Origin of the sequence: Phytobacter sp. V91 (assembly GCF_965644225.1) — a bacterium.
GTDB lineage: Bacteria > Pseudomonadota > Gammaproteobacteria > Enterobacterales > Enterobacteriaceae > CBFFRJ01.
Map to the genome: position 1 here is coordinate 1 of NZ_CBFFRJ010000160.1, position 10,720 is coordinate 10,720.

Genomic DNA, 10,720 nt, shown 5'->3' on the forward strand with positions numbered 1-10,720 from the left:
AAAATACGCAGGCCAAAATAGCAGGAGAACAAATCAGGCAGCTTGGCGAGGCGGTAAACAGTTATATCAGTATCCGCTACGATAAACTATCCACGCTGACGGCATCAACAGGAACAGGCACCGATCCGGGGCCACGAACTTGTACGGGGTCTGTCTGTACCATTACCTACCAGACACTAATAAATGAAGGATTATTGCCTTCCTCTTTTACTGGCGTGAATATTAACAAATCTGCCTATACCATTTTACTGAAAAGGAACGGAACGGCTCCCAACTATGTAATCAACGGATTAATCACGACTAACGCTGCATGGACATCAGGAAACAGAGTTCGTTACGATCTGCTTGGAAAGGCCATGCATACGGCAGGTGTTGACAGTGGCATGAGCAAACTTACTAACCAGATCTCAGGATATAGCGGTTTGTGGTCAGAAACGACATCGGGATTTTCCAGCATCAATAAAGTGGGTCTGCTTGGCTATCGTGTGGGTTATGATTCTTCCATGTATTCGGTTTACCTGCGTCGTGACGGTACTCTGCCAATGACAGGCGATCTGAACATGGGCGGAAATGATATCAACAATGTCAAAGATATTACCGCGTCGGGGGATATCAGTGCTGTATCATTTAATGGCTCTTATGGACGCTTTGCAAAGAACGTGAATGTTTCCGAAGATTTATACGTTGCGGGTTTTTCGTCTTTTGCGAAAAACGTCAACATGAGCAGTTATCTCACGGTTAAAAGCGGGATCAACTCTGAAAGTTATGTTTCAGCCAAAACAAATAGCAGCCGCCTTCAAATTGGTGGGGGTGGTTCCAGTAATCAGAATGCAGTGCTGTTGAATGTCTCCGGTGGTTCGGGTGATGGATATCTCTCTCTTACAGGTAATAATAATTCTTCTGTAAAGCTTGATATATGGGGAAGTCAAAAGATACGTGGTGATCTTATGATATCCGCGTCAAATGACGGTAAAACCACGGGGGCTGTCTCTGCAACAGGGAATATTTCCTCTTCGGGAACGGTTTCAGGGCAATATTTAAAACCTGTTTCTATATCAGTTGAAGGAACGGCTTGTACATCGAATGGATTAATATCTAAAATAAGTGATGGATCTTTATTGAGTTGTATTAATGGTATATGGAGGAGTCCAGTAAGTTTACAAACTATGACATTTATGTTGGGTGGCGATCACAAAAACTACGGGGATATTTGCCAAAGGCATCTGAATAATAATGGTCTTTCAACTAACGGGTGGGTTATTACGGGTTCGGATGTTTGTACCGAAGATGAACATTACTGCACCATAGATAATGTAAAATGTTATGCGATTAAACTTAAATAGTATTTATCGATTAAGTTGTTTAAATAAAATAATAACATCATCGGTTTTGATGGAATTCTCTCGTTGCTTAATCCTGGCGTGTGAAAATATGGTTTTATATAGGCTTGTGGTTATTGGATTGTTTCATTATTGATTTTATTAGACAAGAGTAAGAAAAGGTAACCCTTTTATCTTTTAAAAAACAATTATCACGGCATCGTTCTTGATTAATTCAATAAATACTTTATCTCTTTTTTAAAGTCTAAATAAAACAGGAGGTAAAAATGAAAAAGACATTCATCACCAGAAAGAACAGAAAGGGATTTTCCTTACTTGAATTGCTTCTTGTACTTGGTATAGTCGCCGCACTGGTCATCGGAGCATTTATCGTTTATCCCAAAGTTCAGGCTTCGCAGCGTGCGGAAGCGGAATCAAAGAATATTGCCACGATACAGGCGGGGGTTAAGGCACTGTATACCTCAGCATCCAGTTATTCCGGATTAACCAATACTGTGGCAACAAACGCTAAAATTTTCCCGGATAACATGTTAATTGGCACAGGGTCAGCAGCATCTGTTGTCAACGTTTTCAAGGGGAAAGTAACGCTTGCGACTTCAACAGAAGGTCCCAGCGGTGTCGCTAACTCTGCGTTTACCATTACCTATGCCAGTGTTCCGGCAGCAGAATGTACAAAAATAATCGCAGCGGCGGCTGGAAATTTCTATGTGGCAAAAGTGGGTAGAAAAACCGTTAAGGCAGCGGATGGAAGTCTTGATGTCGCAGCTACAACAACAGCCTGCAACAGTGGCGGGAACAACAACTCCCTTGTTCTGACGTCCATATAAAAAACCATCTTTATGATGGATATTACCTGATCGTTACTTTCCTCAACTTGTCGGGTTAGTCCCGACAAGTTTCATTACATAAAACTATACTTCCAAGAGTAAGTTATACCCAAGTAACTTCAAGATGCAGGATGGTAGTGCTTAAACAACCTATCCCTACGATTAACTTGGGTTTACTGGCTCCTGCAACTCGAAGTATTCTGGGTATATGTTCCAGCTCCGTCAAAATCGATAAAGACTAAAAGGTTTCGGCTCGATAATCGGATTTTCACCAAGTAATAAGCTTACCGTCAACTCGGAAGATATTGGGCTTTCCGTCATACCCCAACCTGTTGCGGTATTAAGAACCAGACCGGGATATTCTTTAACTTGTGAAATGATAGGATTCTCATCTGGTGCAATAGACATTGCACCACTCCACCTGTCAATGACCTTAGAATCTTTAAATGCGGGGAACTCAGCCTTTAATTTTTCAAGCGATGATTCAAGTTCTGGTACATCAGCGACAGCGGTCATATCTCTGTTGTTTTCGAATGGTGAAATCTCATTCAGTTCCCAGTGTGTCGGTTGCATTAGGGTATCGAACAACTGCCTGTTCAGTGAAATATGAACAGGAAAATCAGGTAACGCCATTAGTGGCAAATATTTATACCCGTAGATAAACGATTCTTTTACGACAGGGGCGACTATTACTCTTGGTGAAGTAGCATAGGTTCCGTCCGCCTGTTTTCGAAAATATATATTCCCCGGCAGAGCAACATTGCCGCTCGGTGCGTCGGGAGAACCACTGATTATCTGTTGGGACTGGTAAGCTGGTAAGGTGGGAACCTCAACATTCAGATTTTGCATAAATAACCTTGACCATGCGCCTCCTGCCAGTACAACTCGGGATGTTCGTATCGCCCCCTTTTCAGTTATGACGTCAGAGATTTTCCCTCCCTGAGTTTCAATCCCTCGTGCTGCACAGTTTGTATAGATTCTGACACCAATTTTTTTTGCGTATTCGGAAATTACGAATGCAGCAATTTCTGCGTCAAAACTACCCGAATCTTCTTCAAAACCAGCGATAGTCCAGCTGGATGAAGCACCATGTAGTCGTTGTTTGAGATCTTCCCCTTCAATAATCCGGGTTTTTAACGGAATGTCGCTGCCGGTATCACTGCTTTTGGCCTTAATCCATTTTCTGACACTTTCCAGGTCTTCTTCGTCAAGGGGGACTTCAACCCTGCCTTGTGTACGATAGCTGGTATCTGCACCAACTTTGGCATTCATTTCACGCCAGCGCTGCTTACCCAGATGATGTAAGAGGAAGGTTTCATCCGGCATTTTGTAGGTGATTGCCTGACCATAGAATCTGCTTGACTGTTCACCAGCGATGCTGCCTTTTTCAACAACGACAACTGAAAGACCACGTTCAACCAGACTTATTGCAGTCATTATGCCTAAAATTCCGGCTCCTACAACCACTGCATCAGCCTTATCTGGTAGAGAACCTACTGTGCCTTCAACGAAACCATACCTTGGTTTTCCAGGAACCAGTCTGCCTTCGCGTGTCAGCATCGGTGTCAGAATTCCAGCCCCGCCAGCAGCAGCGATGACTGCGCCACCAATCAATAGTTTTCTTCTCGTTATTCCCATTATTACAACTCTTTAATTTTATGAATACACCCATGCACCACTATGGTGCGCTATATCAGTTCCAGCATAGTGCATGAATGTAACCATTTTGTAAATAATACAAATGAGAATCACTATACACAATGGTAGGGTTCTTGATGTTTAATCCTGAATATCTGATTAGATTGCGCTCAGCTTTCAGCTAATAAACTATGTCGCACAAGGCTGCGGGCATGATTTTTATCGCGTGTATCATGGATACAAAGGGGAAGATCCAATCAGCCGTGTTAATAATATTTCAAACGCTTACATATGCACTCTTAACATATTTAACTCCTCACACGCAATCGGTTAAATTGTAGAGTAAATAATGCCTATGTTTATTTTTTATGTTCTGATTAAATAAATTTTATTACGGCTGTCCGTGACCTCTGTTCAATTTATTCCTTCTTTGCAAACTCAAATTTCCAGACCATGCCTCCCCGATTAGAATCCAGAATATCAGCCCACCATTGCAACATAAGAAGGCGCTGTTCAAAATATTTGGCTGCACGAATGTTGTATTCACCATTTGGCTCATTAGCCGTTCAACAACGTCTTCTGAGCAGTGTCCGGATTCAATTCAGGTACTGCACGCAAGGGTACGCAAGCCACGACCGCACGGGCCATTTCGGGTGTCATATACCATTTTAGGCAGTGCTTTGTAAGAAGATAGTAAGGATATCCTGGAGGTTACGGCTGTTTCGCCTCTTCCTTGTGGTATTAACATCCATTATAATTTGCCTCTGTAACTTTATATTCCGTTATAATATCAAATTATAGTTTTATTCACCAAGAATTTTTTAGTGGTGTAGTGTATGATTTTGCAGGAAATTAGGGTGCCTAGTGGCTGTTTTTTGTGAAAGTTGCGGATATACATGCAGGAGTAATTTAGTGTCAGATATATTAGTATTTTTTTCCATTTTCGTATCAAAGACAATGTTTGTCATATCTGGACTTTTTCCTATATTGAATCCACCGGGGCATGCGCCACTTTTTTTATCCGTCACAAATGGGATTAAGAAAACAGAAAGACGGTTTATTGCAAAGAAAACGGCAATCTATTGCTTTATTCTTATTGTTTTTACTATGTGTTTTGGCGTTTATGCATTATCTCTATTTGACCTTTCTATTGATATTGTAGAAGTTTCAGGCGGCATCCTTGTTGCAAAACTTGGCTGGGAGATGTTGGGAGGAGAAAAAAATGAAATTTCAGAACGAAAGAGTGAAGAGATAATAGAAAATACACAATCAAATATTTTAGAAAATGCATTTTATCCTATAACATTCCCCTTAACAGTGGGTCCCGGAACCATATCCGTCGCAATAGCATTGTCCGCTAATTTACAAACAGTATCTACAGGGGTAAAGGAAATATCAGCCAGTATATTGGGAGCGGTCGTTGCAACAGGTATTGTGTGCTTTATCATCTATATATGCTACGCATATGCGGAATCAATATCAGATAAATTAGGTGAGAATGGGAAAAATGTATTGTTAAAGTTATCCGCGTTTCTACTTTTTTGTGTTGGCATTCAGATACTATGGAACGGAAGCGTGAACCTACTACAATCCATAAAGTAGAATGCATCAATTCATTGTAATATAAGCGTGTTGTTTAATGCACGCTTAATTTAAGATAGTATCCCAAAAGCAATTTATCTTAGGGAAGGTGCGATTAATTCGATGGGAACCATTTTTTCGTCCTGTCATCGTATGGTAAATGAACAAAGAACCGCCCAAAACACTGAAAACGATAGATGAACGGCAATCATTGTAGTCATGAACAGAACTTTGAATGATTAAATCGCACCTTCCCTAAAACCCTTATTGCATGCCTTGGTTTTTTCTATACCCAGAATACTTCGAGTTGCAGGAGCCAGTGAACCCAAGTCAGTCGTAGGGATAGGTTGTTTAAGCACTACCATCCTGCATCTTAAAGTTATTTGGGTATATATCAGAAATATCTGGATTTATATAGTGCCATTTGCGTTTTAATTCTTCTTCTGCGTAGGAAATATTTGATATGAAAAGACAGCAGGCAAGAAATATATATTTTATATTTATCGTTTAATTCTTTATATATATACCGCCATGGATTTTAAAAGGTATATTATACAGCAATCAACGGTCTTATTCAAGTTGAGTGATTTTTGTACGCGTCAATGTTGTGTTCCACCTGTCTTTAAATGTAAATATTACAACCTGCTAACTTGTGGGCTTTCTTTTTAAGAATAATCTTAATGATAAATTATATTAATTCCCTTGTACTGTTAAATACGTTTAAATCCTGTTCTGAATGATTTTCACGTGTTATAAAAGTTATACTACTTATATGTCTCAGGAGTGTGAAAGAATGGGTATTTTATCATGGGTTGTTTTTGGACTTTTTGCGGGTATTTTAGCTAAGTGGATAATGCCTGGTAAAGATGGCGGTGGTTTTATCATAACAGTTATCCTTGGTATTATCGGTGCGCTGGTTGGCGGTTGGATAAGCACCTTATTCGGATACGGAAAAGTTGATGGATTTAATATTGGAAGCTTTGTTGTTGCTGTAATTGGTGCCTTAGTTGTCCTGTTTATATACAGAAAAATAAAAAGCTAGCTTATTGGTGTATTAGTATGGCCGTCGCTTTTTCAGTGACGGCCTTATTACATTAATAATATATTAAATGTAAAATTATTTATTTTCTTTGGGTGAAGCCTTCTCAAGAGTGATTGGCAATAATTTATCTAATTGACTCTCTACTTTTTTATATGCATCTAATGGTTTACCATATGGATCAACTAAGTCTTCATTTTTACCCGTTGCGTACTCGGAAAGCGTAAAAACTTTATTTTTTGCTTGTGGGTATTGTAATAATATTTTTTCTTTATGTTTTTCTGTCATTGTTAATAAAAGACTAGATTTTTGTACATCTGTCTCTGTTAGTTGAGTGGCCTTGTGCTCTGATATGTCAATTCCTCTTTCTTTTAATACGGTCATCGTGCCTTTTTCTGGTGTTAATTCTTTTGGGTCAACATTTACGCCTCTTGATGCAACAAGAATATTCATGTTTTTTGTCTTTATTATTTCTTTACTCAGTGCCTCTGCCATAGGACTACGACCAGTATTTCCAGTGCAAACGAATGTTACTATATTATCAGAAGCATTAGTTACACAACTTATTGAAAGCAAAACCAATCCAAAAAAACCTATTATTTTTTTCATTTAATTCCTTAAGTATCATGTGAATACACCATGAAAATGCTTTTTTTAATAAAAGCATATTTTACATTTCTTCAACTGCATTTAACCTACGAATGTTGATATTTTTTCGTTATGATGATGTATACCGCAAAATAAGTAATTAAAAAAATATGATTTACTTATGGCAATTTTTTTATTGTTATATGATTGGTTTGTTAAAGTTCGCAATTAATCTACGGTGTTTATACGGATTACACTGCTATATAATATCTTAAACTTTTTTATATGATTATAATGGCCCAGTTGTTATTTGTTAACAAAATCAATGTTGATGACATTATCAGGAATATCATTGTTGGATTGAATTATCTCATACTCAATAAAATCCCCCCATTTCAAAAATAAATTCCGTAACTTCTCTGCTTGCTGACCGACTTGATAAGTTCTGATCAAACGATCTTTGGGGACATGGTTCAGCAGTAGCTCAATCAACCGTTCAGGTGCGTCCAGATACTCAGCACAACCTGTTGCAACACTGCGGCGTAGGTCGTGTGGTGAGAAGGCTGCGACTTCTGCCATATGCTTTGTTCTTAAACGTTCAAGAGCACGAGTTATGGCATCACCAGTGACGGGAAAACCCGGTTTGCTGAGGGACTCGAATACCCAACCTCCTTCTGAAATGATGCGCTGTGTTTTCAGTATGGATAGGGCAAGAGGGTGCAGGGTCACAATATGACTTTTACCGTTTTTGGTTTCCGGTATCGTCCAGCGGTCACCATTAATTTGTTCCCAACGCATATTCACTGCTTCTGAACGCCGTACACCCGTCAGAATAATGATGCGTAGTGCATTGGCGATAGCTTGGGAAAGGATAACGCTGGATGCGATACCTCGTCCTCCGCTGGCGATAGCACCACCACCAAATCCAGCTTCGTCCAGTGCTTTCCATAACATTTGCAACTCGTCTTGTGGTAGCCACCGTTCACGTGGTTTACCCATTGAGGCACCAAACATGGCAGGTTTAAGCAAACGAGCAGGATTATGGTCGATTAATCCCTGTAATGCGGCGTGGTCAAGCGTCATATTGAGAAGGATAAGCCCTTTGCGAACACCTTCGACACTGGTCTTTCTTACGCGGATCAGATGTTCGTAAATAACGGCTCTGGATAAATCACAGACCCGTACAGTACCTAATCCTTTTTCCAGATGGCGACGATATGTCCCCAGATAATCTGCCAGTGTGCGTGCACCAATGGGTTTACTTGTTGCTCTGAATGCCAGCCAGCTTTCCCACAATTTTGAAAAAATAGGCATTTGCTCATTTTGCTGCTTTTCCGTTTTACGGGCATAGCGTGGATCAATACCTTGCTTGACCAGCTCTACCGCTTCTGCATGCGCTTCACGCGCCTGAGCCAACGTCATCGCTGGGTAAGCACCCAAGGTGATTTTGATTTGTTTCCCGTTGAGGTAAGGGCGGTACAGCCAGCTCTTCGTTCGACTCCCAGAACGGGATTCGATTGATAAACCAGAACCTGCTTTTGATTTAACGCTGACGACAATACGGTTTTTGCCCTCTTCTGGCGTCAGGTTTGCTACCTGTCTGTCCTGGGTGATCATGGTTCCCATTTTGACCTCATCTCGCGTACTTACTGGCGTACTTATTTAGCATTGTATAGAGTGAAATCTGATGGAACAATATGAGACGGTATTTTAATTTAAATATATGATTTTAATGTTTTTATTGGTATGGCGTGAGATGTGGTGAAACATGCTGAAATTGACCTTTTTTATTTTCGTAATGCGAAGGTCGTAGGTTCGACTCCTATTATCGGCACCATCCTACCTATTTTAAAGTCTCCCTAAGTCTACTCAAACACCCTTTAAACCCTTATAATACGCGGTTTCACGGCCCTTATTGTCTCTGCTCGTCTACTCACGTTCACGGAAATCTACGCTGAGTTGGGGGTATCAATGGGGGTGTTCGCTGTTCGGTCTAAAGGAGATACCCCCAGATGAAGCTCAATGCCAGACAGGTCGAGACTGCCAAGCCCAAAGAGAAACCCTACAAGATGGCTGATGGTGGTGGCCTCTACTTATTGGTGAAAACTAACGGGTCACGCTACTGGCGTTTAAAGTATCGTATCGATGGAAAGGAAAAGTTATTGGCGCTGGGGGTATATCCCGATGTGTCCTTGGCTGATGCCAGAGCAAAACGTGATGAAGCTCGAAAGGGTATCGCTGGGGGTATCGATCCTTTAGAGGTGAAAAAAGAACAAAAAGTTGAGCGTGAAGCGCAGGTCAAAAATACCTTCCAAGAAATTGCGCTCGAATGGCACAGCATGAAAGTGAAGAAATGGTCTGCGGGGTATGCCTCTGACATTCTTGAAGCCTTCAACAAAGACGTCTTCCCGTTCATTGGTCAACGCCCTGTTGCAGACATTAAGCCGCTGGAATTGCTGAACGTACTGAAAAAGATGGAAGACCGAGGCGCGACCGAGAAAGCCAAGAAAGTGCGCCAACGGTGCGGCGAAGTGTTTCGCTACGCCATCGTGACAGGCAGGGCTGAGTATAACCCCGCACCAGATCTCACCAGTGCCATGCAAGGGCATGAGTCTACACATTACCCGTTCCTGACCACTGAAGAGCTTCCTGCTTTCTTTAAAGCCCTTGTTGGCTACTCTGGTAGTGAACTGATGGTGCTGGCAGCGAGATTGCTGATCATTACTGGCCTGAGAACAGGTGAATTGCGCGGTGCGTTATGGTCAGAAATCGATACCAAGAAAGCGCTATGGGAAATTTCTGCTGAACGCATGAAAATGCGCCGTCCCCATATCATCCCGCTATCTACCCAAGCGTTAGCCATTATCGGACAAATCAGAGCAATGACGGGGCAATTTCCTTTACTGTTTCCGGGACGGAATGATCCAAGCAAGACCATGAGCGAAGCCAGTATCAATCAGGTATTTAAGCGAATTGGTTATACAGGCCGGGTTACGGGTCACGGCTTCCGTCATACCATGAGCACCGTTCTTCACGAACAGGGCTACAACACCGCGTGGATTGAAACCCAATTGGCGCATGTTGATAAGAATGCTATCCGTGGCACCTACAACCATGCGCAATATCTCGATGGCAGACGCGAGATGCTGCAATGGTATGCCGACTATATGGATAGCCTTGAGAAAGGCTTCAATGTGACGCAGGGAACGTTTAATCGGCGTGCGTAAGGATAACTGCTGATGAATGAAGGGTTATGTCTTAACGGGCATAGCCCTTTTTCTTGGCTAAAGCAGATAGGAATTAAGTCAGAATTTAAACTGATACTGGCTAACTAATTGATTAATATGAAGATTATAAAATACCTTAAAACAGCAAAATAAATAGCACTTATTGCTAAATCACTCTACACCCCGCCCAGTGACAGCTCTCCCGCCATTTCATCCGTTTTTGTTTAAAAAACATTCAATTCAGGTTCAATTCTGATTTTCCGAGGGTTGAACGTCATAAGCGATCTGCAGATACTACATTCATCAAAACAACAACGGAGAAATATATGACAACAAGAAGACTTATTCGCCTGCCGGAAGTGATGAATAAAACAGGATATAGCAAAGCATGGATTTATCGACTTATTAGGGAAGGTGCGATTTAATCGGTGGGGTTCAGTGGAGTCCTTATCTGTATTAGCCTTACCTTAGCTGAGCTGT

Annotated in this window: 8 protein-coding genes and 1 pseudogene; 6 read left to right on the plus strand and 3 right to left on the minus strand. The window is 41.2% G+C overall.

Annotated elements, in window-relative coordinates:
• A partial coding sequence (locus tag ACSZO4_RS22655) for a shufflon system plasmid conjugative transfer pilus tip adhesin PilV (RefSeq protein WP_437891309.1) occupies positions 1 to 1,343 on the plus strand: 1,343 nt, incomplete at its 5' end.
• A 263-nt stretch (positions 1,344 to 1,606) separates the two neighbouring features.
• Entirely contained in the window at positions 1,607 to 2,167 is a 561-nt protein-coding gene (locus ACSZO4_RS22660) for a type 4 pilus major pilin (RefSeq protein ID WP_437891310.1), read from the plus strand.
• A 222-nt stretch (positions 2,168 to 2,389) separates the two neighbouring features.
• Here the strand turns inward: ACSZO4_RS22660 and ACSZO4_RS22665 are convergent, their stop codons facing one another.
• Complete coding sequence (locus ACSZO4_RS22665) at positions 2,390 to 3,805, minus strand: NAD(P)/FAD-dependent oxidoreductase (protein ID WP_437891311.1); 1,416 nt, start codon at positions 3,803 to 3,805, stop codon at positions 2,390 to 2,392.
• A gap of 912 nt (positions 3,806 to 4,717) precedes the next feature.
• Between ACSZO4_RS22665 and ACSZO4_RS22670 the strand changes: the two genes are divergently transcribed.
• Both ACSZO4_RS22670 and ACSZO4_RS22675 read left to right on the plus strand, forming a co-directional pair.
• Positions 4,718 to 5,407 (plus strand): MarC family protein, encoded by a 690-nt coding sequence (locus ACSZO4_RS22670; RefSeq protein WP_437616573.1) that lies wholly within the window; start codon positions 4,718 to 4,720, stop codon positions 5,405 to 5,407.
• A 772-nt stretch (positions 5,408 to 6,179) separates the two neighbouring features.
• Complete coding sequence (locus ACSZO4_RS22675) at positions 6,180 to 6,428, plus strand: GlsB/YeaQ/YmgE family stress response membrane protein (RefSeq protein WP_437615310.1); 249 nt, start codon at positions 6,180 to 6,182, stop codon at positions 6,426 to 6,428.
• Positions 6,429 to 6,503: 75 nt separating this feature from the next.
• Here ACSZO4_RS22675 and ACSZO4_RS22680 read toward each other — a convergent pair whose 3' ends face one another.
• Together ACSZO4_RS22680 and ACSZO4_RS22685 are read right to left on the minus strand one after the other, a co-directional pair.
• A complete protein-coding gene (locus ACSZO4_RS22680; protein ID WP_437891312.1) occupies positions 6,504 to 7,034 on the minus strand; it encodes a low molecular weight protein arginine phosphatase in 531 nt (176 codons plus the stop codon).
• 285 nt (positions 7,035 to 7,319) lie between these two features.
• Positions 7,320 to 8,639 (minus strand): tyrosine-type recombinase/integrase, encoded by a 1,320-nt coding sequence (locus tag ACSZO4_RS22685; protein ID WP_437891313.1) that lies wholly within the window; start codon positions 8,637 to 8,639, stop codon positions 7,320 to 7,322.
• A gap of 386 nt (positions 8,640 to 9,025) precedes the next feature.
• Between ACSZO4_RS22685 and ACSZO4_RS22690 the strand changes: the two genes are divergently transcribed.
• Positions 9,026 to 10,240, plus strand: coding sequence for a tyrosine-type recombinase/integrase (locus tag ACSZO4_RS22690; protein WP_437891314.1), 1,215 nt, complete (start codon positions 9,026 to 9,028; stop codon positions 10,238 to 10,240).
• Between the two features lie 326 nt (positions 10,241 to 10,566).
• Positions 10,567 to 10,656: pseudogene (locus ACSZO4_RS22695) on the plus strand (helix-turn-helix transcriptional regulator); the annotation flags it as partial.
• Positions 10,657 to 10,720: the final 64 nt, after the last annotated feature.

Coding starts and splice junctions, on each gene's coding strand:
- ACSZO4_RS22660 (WP_437891310.1), top strand. CDS start 1,607: ATGAAAAAGACATTCATCACCAGAAAGAACAGAAAGGGATTTTCCTTA.
- ACSZO4_RS22665 (WP_437891311.1), bottom strand. CDS start 3,805: ATGGGAATAACGAGAAGAAAACTATTGATTGGTGGCGCAGTCATCGCT.
- ACSZO4_RS22675 (WP_437615310.1), top strand. CDS start 6,180: ATGGGTATTTTATCATGGGTTGTTTTTGGACTTTTTGCGGGTATTTTA.
- ACSZO4_RS22680 (WP_437891312.1), bottom strand. CDS start 7,034: ATGAAAAAAATAATAGGTTTTTTTGGATTGGTTTTGCTTTCAATAAGT.
- ACSZO4_RS22685 (WP_437891313.1), bottom strand. CDS start 8,639: ATGGGAACCATGATCACCCAGGACAGACAGGTAGCAAACCTGACGCCA.
- ACSZO4_RS22690 (WP_437891314.1), top strand. CDS start 9,026: ATGAAGCTCAATGCCAGACAGGTCGAGACTGCCAAGCCCAAAGAGAAA.